Genomic DNA, 20,223 nt, shown 5'->3' on the forward strand with positions numbered 1-20,223 from the left:
AAAAATTGCTCGGATAAGTTAGCCATCGACCACCCAGGCCGATCGACTGGACCAGGAAAAGCCCGTCTTATGGCCCCGTTCCGGCGCCGGCAGAGCGGCACTTTGATGGGCCCTAATGCTGCGGCCGTTTGAGAGGCGACCCACAATCTGCAAAAGAGCGCCGGAGAACATGATTTCTTCGACCTCTGCTTCAATGCGGCAGTCGTGATCGGGTGGCGGAGTCTCGCCCGCGGCCACCGTCTCAGGCCGGATCACCAGCACGATCGGACAACCCTCCTCCCTGCCCTGCAGCCGACTTGCGTCGAGCGACATGGTCAAGGGCAGATGCGTCGCCTTCGCGCCCTGTCCAGCTGTGAGCGTGGCCTCGAACAGGTTCGCGTCGCCGACAAAATCGGCAACGAACCGCGTGGCTGGCCGACGATAGAGGTTTTCAGGCGTATCGAACTGTTCGAGCGCGCCGCCATTCATGACAGCGATACGATCAGAAAGCGTCAGGGCCTCTTCCTGGTCATGCGTCACGGCGACGAATGTAAGGCCGAGATTGCGATGAATCGTCTTGAGCTCGGCCTGCATCTGCTTGCGCAGCTTGAGATCAAGAGCCCCCAGCGGCTCGTCCAGGAGGAGAACGGCGGGCCGCACGATCAGCGCCCGCCCGAGGGCCACCCGTTGTGCCTGACCGCCCGAGATCTGGCCGATCCGGCGCTCGCCGAAGCCCATCAGATTGACGAGCTCGAGCATCGCCGCCACGCGGCTTGCTATCTCGCTCTTGGCGACCCCCCGCATTCGCAGACCAAAAGCCAGATTCTGCGCCACCGTTCGGTGTGGGAACAGGGCATAGTCTTGGAAGACCATGGCGGTATCGCGCTCGTACGGCTTCGCGCCGAGCACGGAATGGCCATCGATCAGAACATCGCCTGAACTGGGTGTGGCGAACCCCGAGATCATGCGCAAAAGCGTGGACTTGCCGCAGCCAGATGGACCCAGGATCGTGACGAACGAGCCTTTGGCGATCTGCATCGATATATTGCGGACGGCAACCGAGTCTCCGTAGGTCTTGCTGACCTCGCGGAGTTCAACAGCGTTGGGCAGAGGTGTCGTCATCGGCTCAAGCCTGATTTTCGCGTCGGGTCTGGCCAAGGATCCAGATCTGAGCGCTGACGCTCAAAGCCAAGGTCACCAGGATCACCAAGGCGGAGAGTGCGTATATCTTGGGTGAGACGAACTGCCGGAGTGACGTCCAAAGGGCGATCGGCAACGTTTCCGTAAAGCCGGCCATGAACCAAGCCACGACGAACTCTCCAAAAGCGTCGGTGAACGCGAGGAGGAGGACGGCGACCACGGCCGGCCAGATCAGCGGCAGAACGATCTGGCGAAATGTGACGAATTCATCCGCGCCAAGATTCATGGCGGCTTCGATATAACTGCGCCGGAATCCAAGAAATTGAGAGTAGAGCATCAGCGTCGCATAACTGGAGGTCATGGTCGTATGAGCAAGGACGATCGCGGGCTGACCGATGAGATCGGGTGCCGCGCGAAGGAGAATTGTCAGAGCCAAACCCAGGACGAGTTGCGGCAGGACCACGGGGCCCAGGACCAGACAGAGTACCAGCGATTTCATCCGCATGGGCCGCCAGGCCAGAACCATAGCCGCCGGCATGGCGAGCGCGGTCGAGAGGATGGCCGCGATCACCGCCAGCCGCAGGCTCGTCAAGAGCGAACCGACCAGCCGGCTATCGCTCAAACTGGACTTGAACCAGGCCATGGTCAGCGATTGGAGCGGCAGGCCTGGTATTGCCTTGGCATCGAACGCGAAGAGAACGATGACCGCTATCGGTAGATAGAGAAAGATATAGACGAGCGCGGAATAGGCCGGCAGAGCCCAACCGAAGAGACCACGCCTCATGATTCGGTCTCGCCGCTGGCTCGTCGGATCCATTTCATCGACAACGCTAGCGTGGCCAGAACCAGCGCCAGGAGAATGACGGACATGGCAGCACCGCTCGGCCAGTCGAGACGACGCTGAAATTCATCTTGAATAACCTGTGAGAACATCAGCTGCTTGCCACCGCCAAGGAGGGCCGGCGTAACGAATTCGCCGAGACCGAAGACAAAACAGAAGACCGCGCCCACGATGAGACCAGGGGCCGAGAGCGGCAGAATGACCTCCACGAAGGTTCGGACCGGACCGGCGTTTAGATCCATGGCGGCCTGCACCCAGCTGTCATGGATGTTGCGGATGGCGGCATAGAGCGGCAGCACGTAGAGTGGCAGATAGGCGTAGACGAGACCAATTATGGTCGACACCGGTGAATAAAGCAGAAAGCTGAACGGCTGGTGGATGAGCCCCAGGGCCATCAAGGATTGATTGATGAGACCGTGTTCGCCAAGCAGCAGCCGCCAGGCGCCTACGCGCATGACGATGCTGATCCAAAATGGCGCGATCACGGCCACGAGGAGAAGGCCGCGCCAGCGCCCGGCTTTCTTGGCGATCAGATAGGCCAGTGGGTAAGCCAGGATCGCGCAGGCGACCGTGACGAAGATCGCGGTTTCAACCGAAAGCAGTAGAGATCGCCATATAGCCGGCCGGGCAAAGATCGTTACGTAATTGTCAAAAGTAAAAGATGGTATCAGCCTATATTTCTCGGTCCGCCAAAAACTCAGACCAAGCATCAGGCCGACCGGAAGGAGAAAAAAGATCAGCTGCCAAAGAAGGAGCGGCAAGAGTCCTGCCGCCGGCAAAAGCACTGTGAGCCGCCGGTTGCTATGAGGAGCTTTGCGCAGTCCGCTCATCACGCGAAATCGTATTCGTCACGTGCAAAGGCCGGGCTTGGATAGGCCAGTTTGGACGGGCTGAGACCAGCCGACACCATGGCGACAGCCATATGCAAGGCTACCTTGCCCGGATCGATCACGGGTATCGACAGGCCGAAATGAGCGCGCAGCCTTGCCTCCACGGCCTCCGCCATGTCCAGACCCGTGCCCGTACAGCCCATGACGAAGGCTTCGGCGCCATCCCGCTCCACGGCCTCGATCGCCTGAGCGACAATATGCTCGAGCGCCCGCTCATCCAACTCCAGCACGCTTGCTCCGGCAGCGCGCACGGAAGCCAGGAGATCCGTCATCCCATAACGCGCCACAACGCGACGGATCAGCGGAAAGAGCGTGATTTCCGTGATGAAAACCGTGAAGCGGTTGGCCAGCATCGCCGCCATGTGCAGGGAAGCTTCGCCCTCCCCGACGATCGGGATCGAAACGAGCTCGCGCGCTCCAGCCAGGCCTGGATCGGTGAAACAGGCGATGGTGCAGGCATCGACACCGTCCGTCTCGGCCTCGCGGGCAAGCCGCATGACCTCAGGAGCCGCCAGAGCCGAGTCGAACTCGGCCTCAATGGACGCCGTGCCACGCTTTAGCGGCACGGCGGAAACTGTCGTTCCCGGTGGGGCAAACGACCGATATTCGGCCAATGCCTTGCCGACCAGTTCCGGCGAATCCAGAACCGGGACAATCACGCGAATGTGCATCTCGTCCCGCCTCAGCCCATCTTGAACGCTTGCCAGGCATCAGCCCAGGCGGTTTCGTCGACGGGCGCCTGACTCATCTGACAATTGGCGACCCACTCTTCCATCATATCGAGACCCAACGTCCTGACCTGATCGGCGGTGAGGAGATCTTTGACCTTGGAGTTGGTAACGGCAAACTTGTCGGCTCCCCAGGCCATTTGCTTCATGGCCTTCGCGCTCGTCATGTAATCGATATAGGCCAGCGCCGACGCCAGATGCTCGGTTCCCCGGACAATCTGCAGCGTCTCCATCCACATGGCGCCGCCCTGCTTGGGGATCACCAGATCGACGTTCGCACCATTCAAGCGCGCCGTCGTGCGGACATTGTCGCTGGACGAGCCCCATACGAGCCACGCCTCACGATTCGCAAGGTCGGATTTGACCGTGCCCATATCAGCCTGAAGTGCACGCATATTTGGCCGGAAGGCCGCCATCCGCTCCATTATCCTATCGAGGTCGGCACCGACTGCCTCCTCGGGCTTGGCAAGGCCGGCCCACTTGCCGGTCATCCAAAGATAGAGTTCAGGCCAGTCGATGATCTCGACCCGCTCCTTGAGAGATTTATCCCAGGCGAGACCCGCATCGGCCGCTGCGGCGGCTGAGATTTTGTCAGGCCAGAACACGTATCCATTCACGCCAAAGCGCGTCGGAATGCTGTAGACCTTACCGTCCACTACCGTTTCCGGCCGATTGCGGAAACTCGGCAGCGTGTCGCCCAGAGAACTGAGCTTCGTCGTGTCGATAGGCAACGTTAGCCCGGCGGCGGCGAATTTCTCGGTCCAGACGGCGTCGGGGTTGATCACATCGAACTTGACCGTGCCTGCCTGGACGAGGCTCAGCTGGGCGCCATTGCTCTCGGCCTGCTTGATATTAAGCTCGACCCCGGTCAGTTCGGTGAAGCCACGCATCAGCTCAGGATCGTCGTAGCCGGCCCAGGCCAAAACGTTCAACGGGCCGGTAAGTTTGGTCTCGCCAGCATAGGCTGCTTTGGTGAGGTCGACCTGCGAGGCAATGGTCGCGAACATGGCTGCCTGCGCACCAAATCGCAGAACGTCGCGGCGGCTCGAAGAAGAGCGGTTTCGCGGGCAAGACCTGAACATGCAACCATTCCCATTCGCAGCGAATGCAACTATCATTGCGGAGCACGGCGGATCTATAAGCCACCGCGCGTCGGATCGCCTATAGTGACTGCCGTCACCAGTCCGATCGGGAAACCGGGGCTTTCTTGCTGCCTGTGGCGTCAACTTTATTTGACACGGGTCGGGATGACGCCTGAATGAGCAGCCAGGCATATTTGTCGCAAATGCCTGCCGGCTTCGGCAACGGCATGGCGCGTGTCCTTGCCTGTATCGGCCATGATGATTTCTATGAGACGGTGATCAATGCGGTCGCGCCGTTGATCCCTTGCGATTTTTGGATCATGGCCCGCTATGAGACGGCGGCAAAACCTCGCATCATCTCAGAATCGGGCATGGCGCCGGGTGCCAAGTCCGCCTACACGAAGACGCTCTGGCATTTGGACCCACTGATGCGGACGGTGCCCAACGATGCTCGCCGCGCCGTCAGCCTGAGGACCCTTTGCGCCAATCTGCCCCTTGATGGGGCTTATGCGCGCTATCTCGATCTGGACCTTCGCATTGCCGACGAGCTCGCTCTTCTCCTGCCGTTGAATGAACAGAGTTTCCTGGCTCTCTGCCTGGACCGCCAGAGCGGGACCTTCGCGCCAGAAGAGCTGTGGCTGGCCTCCGAGCTGCTCGAAATCCTGTTGGAAATGCATCGCCAGCATGTGATCCGCCTCCTGGAACGCGAAGTCGCGGCGATGACCAGTCAACCGGGCGACCCACATAGCGAATTCCTCGTCCTTACCGGCGAGGGCGCCATCTTGCACCAGTCGCCTGGTTGGTCGACCGCCGTCCGCCAGGCCTTTGAGACGGAGACATTGCCCACATCCTTGCCGCGCGGGGACGGATATGTCCTGCCGGCAAAGGCCGGTTGGCACGTGCTTCAGGCACCTCTCGACGGGTCCAGCGTCATTCGGGATGGAGCGCGTCTTTTCGTCCTTCGGCGCACGTTGGAGGATCTTCAAGTCCGTTTCAACCGACTGGTCCATCGCTACCGCTTGACGGCCCGACAAAGACAGATCGTCCAGCTTTGCTACGAAGGACATCACAACGCCTCGATCGCGCGCCGCCTGGGCATATCGATAGGTGGCGTTAAAAATCACAAAATGCGAATCTACGACAAGCTCGACATCACAAGTGAACGCGAATTGTTGTCGACGATCCTGACGAGCCATTAGCCAGGCCTCTTTTCAATCGCGATCGCCATCTCTGCTCGTCATGCGGGCGCAGGCAACACCGACGGCAGCCGCGAGGCCTGCCGAGCAGGAGCTAGTATTCCAAGTTCGCCAATACCGCCGGCACTACGGCCGAGAACGACCCAGACGAGCAGTGCCAGTCGGAAGACAACCTATATCGAATAACGCCGAGGTGGCGCGAAGCGCGAACTCATCGGTGATCAGCTTTGCCTTGGCGGTGATCGCGGCGGCTCCTTGTGCGAGTTCTTCGAAGGCGGTTGCCCCGCTCTCGAGCGCTGGCCACTCGGTCGAGTTCATCGACCGCGGCCAGCACTACGTGCTCGGCGGCGACACTGACGGCGTGGAAATTCGTGGTGCCGCTGCCAGTCACGCGTTGCCCGACCCCATCCCGGTCGTCCAACCACCTCACCCCGTCTCGGCTCGTCGGGATGATCAGCGAGACGTCTTCTCCGATTGGCATCGCAGCATGCACCACAACCCATTCCGCGTAAAAGGTGCCGGTGCTGTAGAGCTTACTTTCGTCAAGCCGGAAATTGTCTCCGTCGGGCTTGAGTACGGTTTTGAAGTTCGCATCGCCGTCATTCCTGCTGCGGTCGAGCTCCGTGGTGGCGAGCCCAAAAATGTTGCCGGCAAGCACTGCCGGACGCCACTGATCGCGCTGCCCGCCTCAAGAGCCGATGACGAAGCGCTCCACGAGAGTGAAGTGATTGCGGAATATATGCGCGACTTCGAAGGTCACGAAAGCCGCGCCCGACGCGGTAAGATTGTTGAGCAGCGCGCAAATGGTCTAGTTGACGATCAGTGGTCAGTTCAGGTCCTTAGCGATTTCCAAATCCTTGCGCGCTGCGCCGAGCAGGAGGAGGCGATATTGATGTGAAGCGCCTCGCCCTGGGGAGAGAGCTGTGTCGAGAACCCGATCGTCTCCTCAAGCCGCGTCTCTGGATCGAAGCGAACTCAGGCTGCTTACCGCGCGAGACTGTACGCCTCCACTTCGAGCCTCGTAGGTGGTGAAGGCAAGGAGATTCCGCTCGGGAAAACCGCGCTCGGACGAGCCAGCCCAAGATGATCGCGTAATGTCGCTCCTTTATACTCGCGGCGAAAGATGCCACGCCTTCGCAGGATCGGTATGACGTGATCGACGAAGGCTTCGATACCCGACGGTTCGACATCGGGCATCAGATTGAAGCCGTCGACAGCACCGGCCTCGAACCATTCGGCAATCGTCGCTGCAAGTTGCTCGGGATCGCCGATCACCAGCCGATGCCACGATTGGATTCGATCGAGAAGTTGACGGACGGTCAGCCGTTCGCGACGTGCCAGATTGAGAACGATGTCGCGCGCACCTTGAGAATTACGCGACAGTTGCGACTTGTCGAACAGCCAAGGTGGCAGCTCTCGGTCCCAGGCAAGTTCATGGACATCGACACCGAGCTGCCAGGCGAAAATGGCGAGCCGGCGATCGCCTGCGAGTTCGTTGAGTTCGAAGGCGCGCCTGCGGGCTTCGGTTTCCGTGCCGCCCAGAATAAACGATAACCCGGGCATGATGCGCACCGCATCCGCCGGCCTGCCGTGCCTTGAGGTCCGCTCACGCAGATCGCGCGCATAAGCCAGAGCATCGGGAAGCGTCGCCTGCGAGGTAAAGACGGCATCAGCATGCCGGGCGGCAAGTTCCAGGCCGCCCTCTGAGCCACCGGCCTGGAACAGAACGGGTTGGCCCTGTGGCGAGCGCGGCAGATTGAGAGGCCCCGCGACCTTGAAATAGGCCCCATGATGATCAATGGCGCGAATACGCCTTGGCGCGGTAAAGACCCCCGATCCCTGATCGGCGACCATCGCGTCGTCGTCCCAGCTATCCCAGAGTGCCCGCACGACTTCGACGAATTCGTCGGCGCGAGCGTAGCGTTCCTCGCGCGGTGGCTGTGGCCTGGCGCCATAATTGGCGCTAGCGCGATGTTCGGCAGTCGTCACGATATTCCAGGCCGCTCTACCGCCACTCAGGTGATCGAGCGATGCTATTCGCCGAGCGACATTGTAAGGCTCCTCGAACGATGTGGAGACTGTCGCAACCAAGCCGACGTGACTGGTCTGCGATGCCAGGGTTGAGAGCAGGACGATGGGATCCAATGCCAGCGGCGGCTGGTCGATCTTACCGTTGTCGTCGATCGCGAGATGGAGATTGTCGGCCAGAAAGATGGCATCCAGAGTGCCGCGCTCGGCCACCTGTACAAGTTGCTGCCATTGAGACGGCTTCATGAAGCCCACGGGATCGGTATAGGGCGCGCGCCAGGCGGCTGGATGCATGCCGTCGGAAAGCACGTTCAGGCCCAGATGGAGCTCTCGTCGTTCCATGCGGTTCACCATGTCATGCAGCGATCTCTAGAGACCGGCATTGGTGGAGGTCGACGGGCTGTCCGTCGTCGGCAAGACGATCGGCTTTGTGCGCGGATCGTTAAAGATGAAGGTCTGAAGCTTCGGATCCTCGAAAGCCTTGATCAGGTTTTTGATGTTCTCGGTATCTCGATAGCGACTGCCGATCGTCAGAACCGAGGCGAACTGATCCGGCGATTTCGGGCTATAGATCAGCTTCTCGGGCGCAATGCCGGAAGCAAGAAAGCTTTCCGCATAGCCGATCACGGCGTCGAGAGAGGTCAGTCCGCGCGGTTGCGCGCCAAGGTCAAGAAGTGTCCAGGAGAAATTCCGTGGGTTCTCGCTGATGTCGTCGAGGCCTGCCGTCCAGGGTTCGACACCGGGGCGAAGCTTGATCAGACCGGCGTTCTCCAAAAGCCAGAGCGCTTGTGCTTCGTTGGCGGGATCGGCCGGGATCGAGATCCTGGCACCCTGGGGAAGGGATTGCAGATCGTGATATTTCTCGGACCAGACCCCGAAGATCCAGTGAAAGATCGGGCCCGTGCCCGGTTCTTCCTGAAAGGCAGGGTTGGCCGCCATGACCTGCCCCAGCCAGTAACGGTGCTGGAAGATGGTACCGGCGATCTTGCCGTCGGAAACGGCTCTGTTGATCTGCGTGCTGTCGCTGAGCGAAACCCCCCTCACCTTCACGCCATGAGCGGGTCCGAGCGTGCTGCTGACATATTCGAGGATCGCCTGTTCCGCCGGATTGCTTTCCAGATAGGCGACATCAAGGACGCTGCCGGGCTCCGGGATCGTTGAGGCCTCACCGGCGTAACGAAACGACGCGAGGCCCGCACCGATCACAGCCACGAGCACGATGAGGCCCGTCACCCACGGCCAGCGACGGCGGCGTTTGATTGTGAAGCTCTGACCGGTCGTCTGGTCGGCGGACGGCCGGTGATTCTGGCTGTTCATGGAAAAGTCTTTCGCGATGGTTTTTCGATCGGAACCGACCGGATGGATTTGCTCAGCGTCGTCTGGCGCGGCGGACGCAATAGTCACCGACGGCCTGCACGACTGCGACCGTCGCTATCAGGATCAGCATGGTGGCGATCATGACAGTGTGGTCAAACCTCTGGTATCCGTAGGTAACGGCGACGTAGCCAATGCCTCCGGCGCCAATCGTTCCGGCGATTGCCGAGTATTCGATCATTGCAATCGTATTGACTGTCATGCTGCCGATAATAGCTGGCCAAGCTTCAGCAATCTGCGCATGAGCTATCACCTGCAAGTCAGATCCGCCGGAAGCCCGAGCCAGATCCGTTATCGCCGGTGGCACCTCTCGCAATGCGTTCTCTACAAGCCTTGCGAAGAACGGCGTGCCCGCGACGACCATGGGGACAATCGCCGCTGGAATGCCAATTGTCGTGCCGGTGATCAGCAAGGTGAAGGGGATGATCGCCGCCATGAGCACGAGGAAGGGCAAGGACCGACCCAGGCTGATGACGGCGTTGAGGGCCGCATGCAAACGCGGCCGAGGAAAGAGTCCGCCTGGGCTGGTATTATGGGCGATTACGCCCAGAGGCAGCCCCAGCGCAAAGACGATGATCATCACGACCCCGACCATCACAACTGTCTCGCCGAATGCTGGAACCAGTAGTTCAGGGAGTTTCGACCAGGGCGTCCCGGGCAGCGTCGTTGCTGCTTCCCGGCCGAACGTCTCGGCGGCGCTCATACCTCAATCCTTTCGCCGACCTTCTCCCGCCCGCCTTTCGACGGCGAGGCGACGAGGTAGCCCTGAAGTCCCTGCTCGCTCAGGAAGCGACGAATATTCGCTTCGGGAAGATTGGCAGGCAGGCTGATCGTCGCATGACCTACCTGATGTCGCCGAATCGTTTCGATCGAGGCGGTCAGCAAGTGGACCTCTGCTCCCAGCGCCCGATTTATGGCAGCCAGCCAGGTTGGAGCGACGTGATCGCTCCCGTAGACCACCCGCCAGACCTGGCCGCCTCCGTCGATCGAATCGTCCTCCCCGCTCGGGGATGGAAGAAGCAGGTTGCCGAGCTGCGATTCCGGATCGACGAGCAGATCAAGGAGCGGGCCGCTCTCGATGATCCTTCCGTGCGACAAGCGCGCCACGCGATCTGCAATCTTGCGGACCATCTGCATGTCGTGGGTAATCATGAGGATCGTCAGGCCGAGATCCTGCCGAAGCTCTCGCAGCAGGGCGATGACCGATTCGACATTGTCGGGGTCGAGGCCGGATGTCGCCTCGTCGGCAAGGAGCACGGACGGTCGCAGAGCCAGGGCGCGAGCAATGCCGACTCTCTGGCGTTGACCGCCAGAGAGTTGATGGGGATAACGATGCGCATGCTGCGCCAGACCAACGCGCTCCAGCAGTTCGAGCACCCGCGCGTCCCGTTCTTCCCGAACCACACCCATATACTCAAGCGGCAGGGCGATGTTCTCGGCGGCCGTACGCCTGCTTAGCATGTGCGACGCCTGGAAAATCGTCCCGATCGATCGCCGGGCGACACGCAGTTCGGCCGCGCGCAGGCCGGTTAACTCGACCCCGTCGACAACGATAGATCCCGAACTGGGTCGTCCAAGCAGATTGATGCAGCGGGCGAGCGTACTTTTACCAGCCCCACTGGGGCCGACTACGGCGAGAATTTCCCCGCGCTCGACAGAAAGATTGATGGCATCGAGGACAATCGAATGCCGATCACCGTCCGAAAAGTTTTTGGAAAGATTGGTGATGGTAATCATTTATGTATCCGTGACGATTCGCGCAAGAATCGTGGCTGTAATCACCACCTAGCCGATGTGCCGGCGACCCTTGTGGGATGTCGCTGGTTTCGGCTCGACAACAGGCACCGGTCGGCACCGCATGCACTGCCGTTCGACATCGGATAGTGAAATCCGGCGCTGGATGTCGGTCTGCCAGCCTAGGATGCGTGCTAGAACAACAATATTCGTATTGATGCATAACGACGAGTTCGCGCTCGTATCTCTGGATATCGTTGTGTAAAATTCTCACCATTATATTCAAACCGATGAGATATCTGTCGAAAAAGTTGAACATCGGTATCTTGATAGATATAATAAACGAGAATTACCGATAATATAACTCTTCTCAATCAAGATTGGATACTCCGGCGTCACTGTAAGTACGTCCACAAGGACATGCGGATCAATGATTTCGTCTCTCTGACCGGCCTAACGTCCGCCATACAAACAGCGGACGGGCTGTCGTGTGGTTTTTTAAGAAAGACACACGTTATATGGACAGTTTCAATGATAGGTAAGACTCAAGCTCTCAAGGCAATCAATATTACGATGTATTTTATGCCGTTCTTTCGCGAATGAGGCATCTTTTTATGGTTTTCGGTTCAAGACACTTCGTGATTGCTACGTGGCGTCGGGCTAGCGAATAGTATGTCCGAATTTTCCGTAGTTACATTCCGATAATTGGCCGGCAGGTCATTGGTCCTCCCCTGATGTGCCGTTGGGCGGTCGAGCGATCGATGCTGATCCACATGGGCTCTTAGGGTTGATGGGCCTGCCTATGTTGATGCGAGCGCCGTCTCTTAAAAAAAAACGCGCAGCTTTGTCGCGTACGCGTCTGAATTTCCTCGTTCCACGGAGATATTTCCCTTGGTTGTCTATCGAGTCAATAGGGTTAGTGGCGCAACGTGGGCATCATCGTTTCCCGGCGGTTATGTGGAGGGTTTCATGTCCCGACAGATTCATTTCAACGCGTTCGACATGAACTGCGTGGGTCACCAGTCGCCGGGGCTGTGGGCGCATCCGCGCGACCGGTCCTGGACATACAAGGACCTGGACTATTGGCAGGGTCTGGCGCGCACGCTGGAGCGGGGCATCTTTGACGGCATCTTCATCGCCGACGTGATCGGCTATTACGATGTCTATAAGGGCAGTAATTACCACGCCATCCAGCAGGCGGCGCAAATTCCGGTCAACGATCCCTTGCAACTGGCGGCACCGATCGCGCTCGCGACCGAGCATCTGGGCATCGGCATCACCGCGTCGACCTCCTTTGAGCCTTCGAGGCGATTCATCCCTATAAGGCTACCGGCCTGGGTATTGGGCGACGTGCTCGGCGGCGTTCCGCGCATCGCTTGGCAAGTGTTCCAGCCACTTCGATGCTTACATCGACGACGCGGACTGATCAGACACGGCCCTATGGGCGTCCACGTTCGGTCAGGAGACGCGCCCGCCAAAGCCCGGCATCCACCATTTGTGCAATGACGTCGGCCATAACCTCGGCGACCGCCTCGCTGCCTCGAGGGTTCATCGTCCGTTGCGACACGACGACCGATAAGCGCCAAGACGGTGTGGGGTCGTGGATGGAAATGGCCACCATCTCACCGCGTGCCAGTTCGTCCCCGAAAGCGAAATGCGGCATGACCGCTAGCGCCAAACGTTCGCGGACCATACGGGCGATGGCTGGCAAGCTATCGCAAGCCATGGCCTTGGGGCTGACGTCGTGACGAGCGGCAAACCGCTCGATCACGGTGCGCATGACGTTCGGCGCGCCAGGCAAAACGATTGGCAGGTCGAACATCTCACGAAATGTAACGCTAGCTTTCCTCACCAGGGGATGGTCGGGGGGAACGAAGAGCATCAGGTCCTCGGCCATCATCTCGGTCCAGGCTACATGCTCGAACGCCTTGTGGTCGTAGAGCAACGCCACGTCGAGGCGCCCCATCGTGATGAAATCGTCGATATAGCCTGTCATCGCTTCGACGATGTGAAGCGTGATGTTCGGCTGGCGCACGGCCATCGCCTTTATCAGCGGCAACGAAAGCCCGCGACAAGCCGAGGTCGGTAGTCCCACTGACACTCGGCCGGACGGGGTCAGGGACTGAGAGCGTATAACCTCGCGCGTACGTTCAACTTCCTGCAAAATGCGGCGAGCATGATCGTATAATTGAAGCCCGATCTCGGTCGGCGTCACGCCCCGAGCATGACGTACAAGCAAATCGACACCCAACTCACCCTCGAGATTGCGCATCTGTTGACTGAGCGAAGGCTGGGCAATGCGCAGAACTTCCGCCGCGCGCGAGAGATTGCCGCACTCCGCGATCTGAATGAAATATTTGAGTTGACGCAAATCCATGGCCGCCACCTTTCGGTCGCATGTCTGCCGTAGGGCGCCCAAATGTCAAACGGCTAAAATTTAGACTATATGCACAAACTATGGCCATACTGTTCTATAATATCATTACATATCAATTATATAGTCGGCAAAACGGTCTATAAGATATGCCTATATTTTATAGCGATAGGTTTTGCAAATACCGCCGATCGGAAAATCGTCTTTGACGATAACTCTCCAGCATCACTAGCTTGGCGTCGAACATCGATGCACTGGCATCGTCACGAGGTCGTCGAAGCAGAATGATACGCGCGAGGAGACGTAAGTACGTGCGGATCAACGACTTAGCTTTAGCCGATCCCTAGCGCCGATCGGCTTGAGCGATCTTGACGGTGCCAAGGCATAAGCCGTCTCGGGCGCATAAGCCCTAGCGCAGTTCGATGTTTACACATCAGCACACCTACCGCATCTCCGGCCCGGCCTGATCGGGTCGAGACGTCTCGTCAACTAAAGCTTCCGGCGTCACCAGCTCGCCGGCGTTCAAGATTTCCCCCGGATTCTCCACGACTTTCCAAGGATTGAGCTATGTCCCGTGTCGTCGATTTGAGCTTGCTGATCGAGGACAACATGCCGGCGCACAAGCTGTTTCAACGCCCGGTCCTCACTACCCATCTGACCCACGAGAGTTCCAAGGCGCTCAATCTCGGCGTGCCGGGCGATGCCATGACTTTCCAGACCAATTTTATTTCCATGCTGGACCATGTGGGGACTCACGTCGATGCCTTTCGCCATGTGAAGCCGACGGGCGCATCCATTGATGAAATGCCGCTCGAGATGTTCATGGGCAAGGCCGTGTGTTTCGATTTGCGGCACATCCCGGACCTGGGTGAGATCAACGTCGCCGACATGGAAGCAGCGGAGGCGAAAGCAGGCGTCAAGGTGGACGGTCATATCGTCCTTCTCTGCACCGGCTTCCATGCTCGCAACTATCCCAAGCCCGACTCGGTTTGGAAGAATCCGTTGCTTACCGTCGAGGCAACGCGATGGCTCTATGACCGTGGCTCGATGATGCAGGGCGTGGAGGGACCTTCCACCGACAAGCCCAGCGACAATATTTTTGCACAGCACCGGCTTTGCCGTGAGCTCGGGATGAGCCATTGGGAATGGCTCGTTAATCTCGAGGAACTAATTGGCCTCGGCGAGTTCCAGTTCTTCGGTGTCCCCCTCAAATTCAAGGGTGGCTCCGGCTCGCCGGTACGTGCCTTCGCGCTTGTCAACTGATGAGTCCATGCCGCGCGGCAGCACGACCCGGCACTGTTCTTTATTGAAAACGCCGCCATGAGTGCCTCTTTCACGCGTATGAGCGCCCGAGAGCTTCACAGCCTCATCGTTCATCGGGAGATCTCGCCCGTCGAGGTCACGCGAGCTGCTCTTGATGCCGCGTTTGCGACTCAAGGGAGCCTCAACGCCTTCTTCTTGATCTTCGAGGAGGAGGCGATGGAGGCTGCCCGCGTCGCCGAGGGCGCGGTGATGCAGGGCCAAGATCTCGGCGTTTTGCACGGTATCCCCTTTTCCGCCAAGGACCTCATGGCGGTGAAGGGCGCGCGCTATTCCTCTGGGTCACGAGCGATGGCGGATAATATCGCCGTCGTCGACGCCCCGGCGGTCGAACGAGCGAAGGCGGCTGGTGCTATTCTGATCGGCAAAACCACGACGAGCGAGTTCGGCTGCAAGCCGGTCGGCGACAGTCCACTTACCGGCATCACACGTAATCCCTGGAATCTCGACAAGACGCCAGGGGGATCTAGTGCTGGCGCTGCGGCCTCGGTTGCGGCCTTTGTCACGCCGTTCGCGCTTGGCACGGATGGCGGCGGTTCGATCCGCATTCCTTGCTCTTTTTCCGGCCTCGCCGGGATCAAAGGCCAGTTTGGACGCGTGCCTGTCTGGCCGACCTCGGCTACGCCAACTCTGGCCCATGTGGGTCCCATCGCCCGTGATATCGCAGATGCCGCGCGGGTATTCGCCAGTATTGCCGGCTACGACCCACGCGATCCCTTCAGCGTGGCAGGACCGGTGCCCGAGGTGGAGGCCGCGGTCGGCGCCCCCATCAGGGGCATGCGCGTTGCCTGGAGTCCGACGCTTGGATACGCGCGGCCCGATCCCGAGGTTCTTCGCATCACCGAGGCGGCGGCACGGCGATTGAGCGATCTCGGCGCAAGGGTCGAGGAGGTGGACGCTATCTTCGCGGCGGATCCTGCCGATATGTGGATCGCCGAATTCTATGCCGGAGTTGGCACGCGCCTGCGCTCTGTCGTCGAACAGCGGCGCGACCTTCTCGATCCCTCTGTTGCCGATGTCCTCGATCTCGCTCTCGGGCAGGAAATGCGCCGATACTACGAGACTGTCTTCGACCGCTACGCCTTGCGCGACGAGATGCGTTGCTTCTTCGAGCGCTACGATGCGCTCATTTCGCCGGTGCTGCCGGTGACGTCCCTGGAAGCGGGCAGCGACATGCCTGCCCATCTCACAGACCGCAATCTCGTGAGCTGGGTCTTCTACACCTATCCTTTCAATCTGACCGGCCATCCGGCCGCCTCCGTCTGCGCCGGAGTCGATGCCAACGGCATGCCCGTGGGCCTGCAGATTGTCACCCGCGCCTTGGCGGAGGCTGATCTTGTGAGGCTCGCTTCCGCCGTGGAACGGCTCAGACCTGAAGGCCCCCTCACTCCACCCTTGTTTGCCGGGACGTAGCGGCGGTGGCCCAACCAAACCCAATGATGGAACGTTCCCGATGACCGACTTCGATGGAAAGTTCACGGATTTCCGTGCTTTGCTTCACCCCTTCAATCGTCGCCGCTTCCTCCAGGGCGCCGGCACGGCTGCTGGCGCGGCGGCCATCGGCATCTCGACGACGAGCGCGCCCGCCCATGCCGACGATAAGGTACTCAACCTCCTGAGCTGGCCTGGCCATGGCGATCCGGCCTTCGTAAAGCCTTTCGAAGACAAATACGGCTGCAAGGTCGTTGCGAAAGAGTATGTCGGCGGTGAGCCGATGCTGGCGCTGATGAATCAATCACCTCCAGGATCGTTCGACGTCGTCCTGGCGGATGCCGAATACATCCATATGCTTCAGGAAAGCAATTTTATAGATAAGCTGGACCCATCCGACTATCCACTCAAGGATTATTGGCCGGAATTCCAGCATTTTCCTCTGCACTGGGTTGGAAACGATCTTTATTCGGTGATGATCAGGTTCGGCTATCTTGGCATAGCCTATCGCACCGATATGGTGAGTGACTCGGACGTTCAATCCTACAAGGCACTTTGGGACGACAAGCTCAAGGGCAAGGTTGGGTTTTTCGACTGGTACTTGCCCACGATGGGCTGCCTTAGCCTCTACAACGGCAACAAGTCGCCCTACGACATTCCGAGCGATGCTTTCGACAAGCTGAAAGATACCTTGTTTTCCTTGCATCCGCAGGCCTCGGGCTTCTACTCGATGGCCGACCAGTTCTCGATGCTGACGAATGGGACGGCCGCGGTAATCCCCGGGATCGGCGATTGGGTGGTTCTGTTGCTGCAAAAGAGCGGTGTGCCGATCTCGGCCACCGTTCCCCGGGAAGGCGGCATCCAGTGGACCGAATCGATGTCGATCGTGTCCTCGTCGACCAAGAAAGATCTGGCCAAGGCATTCATCCAATATGCCTCTTCACCCGAAGGTCAGGCGCGCTCGGCGATCCTTCCGGCCTATTGGGCCTCAATTCCCAACAAAAAAGGCTGGGACGTTCTCAACAAAGAACATCCCGACGACGCGAAGGCGCTGCGCCTCACCTATGACGCGCGCAATGTCATGGACGAGTATAAAGACGGCAAGATCGCAATTCGTCAGACGCCGATCCAGCAGTCGATTGAGGATTGGAACGACGCCTGGTCTGAATTCAAGTCGATGTGACTCGTGGTGCCGATGCGATACTCTTCGCATCGGCGCGACGACCTGATCGCTCCCCAATTCCCAAGTCATTCCCCGTTTCAAGTCGCCATGGCCACCTCATCCCCAGATTCATCCGCATCGATCCGTCCGCCGACGAGACGATTGCCATCCGCCAAGGGGAGCCGGCGGTTTGTGGCGTTTTGGGCAATACCGCCGATTCTATGGCAGTTCGCCTTTTTCGTCGTGCCGCTAGGCTTTCTTGTAGCGATGACATTCTGGTCGGTGCGGAGCTTTCGGCTGACTCCGGACATGACGTTGGCCAACTGGATGTTCATCCTTAAGGCCGGCTTCTTTCGCAGCGCCTATATCTATACCTTCAAGCTTGCCCTGCTGACGGCCTTGATCGCCAGCCTGTCCGCCTTTCCAGCGGCCTATACCTTAGCCTTCCGCCTCCAGCCGCGAACCCGACGATTCCTGATCTTCATGCTGGTGGTCCCGTTTTTTACCTCCTATCCCGTACGCATCTATTCAACGCAGATCTTCTTCAGCCCGGAGGGCATCATCAATGCGATGATCGCACCTCTCGGCCTGGGCCCGGTCTCGGTTCTCGATACCCCGACCGGAACCGTCGTCGGCTATCTCGTCCTTACCCTGCCGCTCGTTTTACTGTTGCAGACCTTCGCCTTGATGAACACGCCACGAGATCTGATCGAGGCGGCGCATAATCTCGGCTGTGGCCGTTTCCGGACGATCTTGACGGTGATCGTCCCTACAGCGCGTGTCGGTCTCGTTCTCGCCGCTACTTTCGCCTTCGTCCTTTCCTTTGGCGACTATGTAGCGCCACTCTATCTCGGTGGTTCGAACCCTCCCACCCTGTCGATCTTGATCGCCGATCAAGTCAAGTCGGGCAACAATTGGCCACGCGCCTCAGTGGTAGCTGTCACGATGATTTTGACGCTGATCGTAGTGATGACGGCAATGCTGGCGCTTGCCTATGGCGGCCGCAAGAAAGGCCGCGGATGAACGCCCACCACCTGAGACGTGGAGCGCTATTCCTTTGGACTGCGCTTCTCCTGGCCTTCATCTTCGCTCCGATCGTCTCGACGATCATCTTCTCCTTCAATGCCGATCGCTTCCCCAGTCTGCCCTGGGCTGGCTTCAGTGTCCGCTGGTACGAGGCTGTTTTTGCCGACGCCACGATCCTGCGCGGACTGATCAACAGCTTGATCGTTGCTGGCGCCACCGCAATTGTCGCGAGCTTCCTTGGCTTTGCCGCGGCTTACGTCGACTACCGGTATCGCTTCCTCGGCAAGGTGGTCTATACGGCCCTCATCGCCCTGCCACCAGCCGTGCCCGTGGTCATCCTCGGTATCGCCATGCTGACATTCGAGGGGCGCTTGGGCTTATCGGGCACTCTGACCGGCGTGGCGGTCGGCCATATCGTGCTGGCCGTTCCCTTCGCGATGGCGCTTGTCCGCATGCGTCTTGCTGACCTTGATCCGGATATTGAGCGCGCCGCCTGGAATCTTGGGGCTACGCCCTGGGCCGCCGTGAGCGGAGTCGTCATCCCGTTCTGCCTTCCGGCGATCCTGGCTTCGATTTTCCTCACCGCCGCAGTGTCCTTCGACGAATTCATGATTGCCTGGTTTGTCTCCGGCGTGAACGAGACATTGCCGGTCCGCGTTCTGGCCATGCTGCAAGGACAGGTGTCGCCGAAGATCAATGCTATCGGCGCCATCGTCTTCGTGGTCTCGATGAGTTTGGTCGTCATCGCCCAGGTCCTCATCGGCAATCGCGCCGACCGCAGCAGCAAAAGAACCTGAACCATGACGAATACACTCACGATGCTTGAGATCGACCGCGTCGCCAAGCGTTACGGCGATTCGCTGGCGGTGGCCGATGTCTCGTTTACCATCTCCAAGGGAGAGTTTATCGCCCTCATGGGCCCCTCGGGCTGCGGTAAGACGACCACACTGCGCATGATTGCCGGCCTCGATGAACCGACCGGAGGCGAAATTCGCCTGTGGGGACGACGTCTTAACGAGGATGCACCTTGGAAGCGCAACGCACCGTTGGTCTGGCAAAACTATGCCCTGTTCCCGTTCCTTTCGGTCCGTAAGAACATCGAGTTCGGCCTCAAGCAACGCGGAATGCCGATCCGGCAGCGTCGAGAAAAAGCCTTTGAATGGATGGAGCGCTTGGGGATCGCTGCCTACGCAGATCGCGGCATCGATCAGCTCTCCGGAGGGCAACGCCAGCGGGTAGCTTTGGCGCGTGCCCTAGCGTTGGAACCTGAGATGTTGCTTCTGGATGAGCCGCTTTCCGCGCTCGATCCGCACCTGCGCGTTCGCATGCAGTCGGAACTGGTTCGTCTGCATCGCGACCTCGGGATCACGTTCGTATGCGTGACGCATAGTCATTCGGAGGCCTTCGCCATGGCTAACCGGGTAGTCCTTATGAACGAAGGTCAGGTCCAGCAGATAGGCACACCGCGCGAAATTCACCGTCGCGCCGCCAACCGCTTCGTCGCCGAATTTGTGGGCGGCAATAATCTGTTGTCTGGGACCGCCGTCGACGCGGGCAACGGCCTGATGCGGGTCGACGGTCCATTCGGCAGTACCCTTGCCCGGGCCCCAACCGATCGCGTGCTCCAGACAGGAGCAGAGGTGACGCTGGTGATAGCCGCCGATTGCATCGACATGCTCCCTGCTCGCTCAGGTACAGGTAACGAGATCGAGGCGCGTGTTCTGACGTTGGAATTCATCGGTTCGGCTGTCACCGTCTTTCTTGAAACGCTGGGGGGCGCCGAGTTGCGGATCCAGCGTCCACTGCACGAGATCGAGAACAGTCCGCTCAGTCCGCTAAGTCCGGGTCAGACCGTGATCGCCCGCTGGTCGGAAGACGAAGGCTATTTCCTTCCGGCCTGATCCCATTTCCGCTCAAC

18 protein-coding genes and 1 pseudogene are annotated in these 20,223 nt (G+C 59.4%); 9 read left to right on the forward strand and 10 right to left on the reverse strand.

The window, feature by feature from the left end:
• Positions 1-18 precede the first annotated feature (18 nt).
• The 5 genes from CFB17_RS12345 to CFB17_RS12365 are packed head-to-tail and all read right to left on the reverse strand — an operon-like array spanning position 19 to position 4,585.
• Positions 19-1,101 carry an ABC transporter ATP-binding protein gene (locus CFB17_RS12345; protein ID WP_088561865.1) on the reverse strand — a complete coding sequence of 361 codons (1,083 nt, stop codon included), beginning with the start codon at positions 1,099-1,101 and terminating at the stop codon, positions 19-21.
• 4 nt (positions 1,102-1,105) lie between these two features.
• On the reverse strand, positions 1,106-1,903 hold the full coding sequence (locus CFB17_RS12350; protein WP_165769592.1) for an ABC transporter permease: 798 nt from the start codon (positions 1,901-1,903) through the stop codon (positions 1,106-1,108).
• The gene (locus CFB17_RS12355) at positions 1,900-2,790 is read right to left on the reverse strand and encodes an ABC transporter permease (RefSeq protein ID WP_088561867.1); all 891 of its coding nucleotides are present in this window, start codon (positions 2,788-2,790) and stop codon (positions 1,900-1,902) included. Before CFB17_RS12355 ends, CFB17_RS12350 begins: the two co-directional genes overlap by 4 nt.
• A complete protein-coding gene (locus CFB17_RS12360; RefSeq protein WP_088561868.1) occupies positions 2,790-3,521 on the reverse strand; it encodes an aspartate/glutamate racemase family protein in 732 nt (243 codons plus the stop codon). Before CFB17_RS12360 ends, CFB17_RS12355 begins: the two co-directional genes overlap by 1 nt.
• Before the next feature lie 11 nt (positions 3,522-3,532).
• Positions 3,533-4,585, reverse strand: coding sequence for an ABC transporter substrate-binding protein (locus CFB17_RS12365; RefSeq protein ID WP_165769593.1), 1,053 nt, complete (start codon positions 4,583-4,585; stop codon positions 3,533-3,535).
• 251 nt (positions 4,586-4,836) lie between these two features.
• Here CFB17_RS12365 and CFB17_RS12370 point away from each other — a divergent pair, with 251 nt between their 5' ends.
• Both CFB17_RS12370 and CFB17_RS12375 read left to right on the forward strand, forming a co-directional pair.
• A complete protein-coding gene (locus CFB17_RS12370) occupies positions 4,837-5,859 on the forward strand; it encodes a helix-turn-helix transcriptional regulator (protein ID WP_207762053.1) in 1,023 nt (340 codons plus the stop codon).
• Between the two features lie 214 nt (positions 5,860-6,073).
• Positions 6,074-6,754 carry a hypothetical protein gene (locus CFB17_RS12375; RefSeq protein ID WP_133063901.1) on the forward strand — a complete coding sequence of 227 codons (681 nt, stop codon included), beginning with the start codon at positions 6,074-6,076 and terminating at the stop codon, positions 6,752-6,754.
• A gap of 86 nt (positions 6,755-6,840) precedes the next feature.
• Here CFB17_RS12375 and CFB17_RS12380 read toward each other — a convergent pair whose 3' ends face one another.
• Genes CFB17_RS12380 through CFB17_RS12395 form a run of 4 tightly spaced genes read right to left on the reverse strand, consistent with a single transcriptional unit; the run spans position 6,841 to position 10,995 of the window.
• Complete coding sequence (locus CFB17_RS12380) at positions 6,841-8,226, reverse strand: LLM class flavin-dependent oxidoreductase (RefSeq protein WP_088561938.1); 1,386 nt, start codon at positions 8,224-8,226, stop codon at positions 6,841-6,843.
• A gap of 27 nt (positions 8,227-8,253) precedes the next feature.
• Positions 8,254-9,201 carry a MetQ/NlpA family ABC transporter substrate-binding protein gene (locus CFB17_RS12385; RefSeq protein WP_088561871.1) on the reverse strand — a complete coding sequence of 316 codons (948 nt, stop codon included), beginning with the start codon at positions 9,199-9,201 and terminating at the stop codon, positions 8,254-8,256.
• Positions 9,202-9,253: 52 nt separating this feature from the next.
• Positions 9,254-9,961 carry a methionine ABC transporter permease gene (locus CFB17_RS12390; protein ID WP_088561872.1) on the reverse strand — a complete coding sequence of 236 codons (708 nt, stop codon included), beginning with the start codon at positions 9,959-9,961 and terminating at the stop codon, positions 9,254-9,256.
• Positions 9,958-10,995 (reverse strand): methionine ABC transporter ATP-binding protein, encoded by a 1,038-nt coding sequence (locus tag CFB17_RS12395; protein ID WP_088561873.1) that lies wholly within the window; start codon positions 10,993-10,995, stop codon positions 9,958-9,960. Before CFB17_RS12395 ends, CFB17_RS12390 begins: the two co-directional genes overlap by 4 nt.
• Positions 10,996-11,961: 966 nt before the next feature.
• Here CFB17_RS12395 and CFB17_RS19950 point away from each other — a divergent pair.
• A pseudogene (locus tag CFB17_RS19950) lies at positions 11,962-12,291 on the forward strand (5,10-methylene tetrahydromethanopterin reductase); the annotation flags it as partial.
• Between the two features lie 139 nt (positions 12,292-12,430).
• Here the strand turns inward: CFB17_RS19950 and CFB17_RS12405 are convergent.
• Entirely contained in the window at positions 12,431-13,369 is a 939-nt protein-coding gene (locus CFB17_RS12405; RefSeq protein WP_088561874.1) for a LysR family transcriptional regulator, read from the reverse strand.
• Positions 13,370-13,933: 564 nt separating this feature from the next.
• Here CFB17_RS12405 and CFB17_RS12410 point away from each other — a divergent pair.
• From CFB17_RS12410 to CFB17_RS12435, 6 genes are all read left to right on the forward strand, one after another.
• The gene (locus CFB17_RS12410) at positions 13,934-14,629 is read left to right on the forward strand and encodes a cyclase family protein (protein ID WP_088561875.1); all 696 of its coding nucleotides are present in this window, start codon (positions 13,934-13,936) and stop codon (positions 14,627-14,629) included.
• Between the two features lie 57 nt (positions 14,630-14,686).
• Entirely contained in the window at positions 14,687-16,099 is a 1,413-nt protein-coding gene (locus CFB17_RS12415) for an amidase (protein ID WP_088561876.1), read from the forward strand.
• 40 nt (positions 16,100-16,139) lie between these two features.
• Entirely contained in the window at positions 16,140-17,300 is a 1,161-nt protein-coding gene (locus CFB17_RS12420) for an ABC transporter substrate-binding protein (protein WP_088561877.1), read from the forward strand.
• Positions 17,301-17,471: 171 nt separating this feature from the next.
• Positions 17,472-18,302 carry an ABC transporter permease gene (locus CFB17_RS12425; RefSeq protein ID WP_207762056.1) on the forward strand — a complete coding sequence of 277 codons (831 nt, stop codon included), beginning with the start codon at positions 17,472-17,474 and terminating at the stop codon, positions 18,300-18,302.
• Positions 18,299-19,102 carry an ABC transporter permease gene (locus CFB17_RS12430; protein ID WP_088561878.1) on the forward strand — a complete coding sequence of 268 codons (804 nt, stop codon included), beginning with the start codon at positions 18,299-18,301 and terminating at the stop codon, positions 19,100-19,102. The genes CFB17_RS12425 and CFB17_RS12430 overlap by 4 nt, the downstream gene beginning before the upstream one ends.
• Before the next feature lie 3 nt (positions 19,103-19,105).
• Positions 19,106-20,206 carry an ABC transporter ATP-binding protein gene (locus CFB17_RS12435; RefSeq protein WP_088561879.1) on the forward strand — a complete coding sequence of 367 codons (1,101 nt, stop codon included), beginning with the start codon at positions 19,106-19,108 and terminating at the stop codon, positions 20,204-20,206.
• Positions 20,207-20,223: the final 17 nt, after the last annotated feature.

The organism is Arboricoccus pini (genome assembly GCF_900187945.1).
GTDB classification, from domain to species: Bacteria; Pseudomonadota; Alphaproteobacteria; order Geminicoccales; family Geminicoccaceae; genus Arboricoccus; species Arboricoccus pini.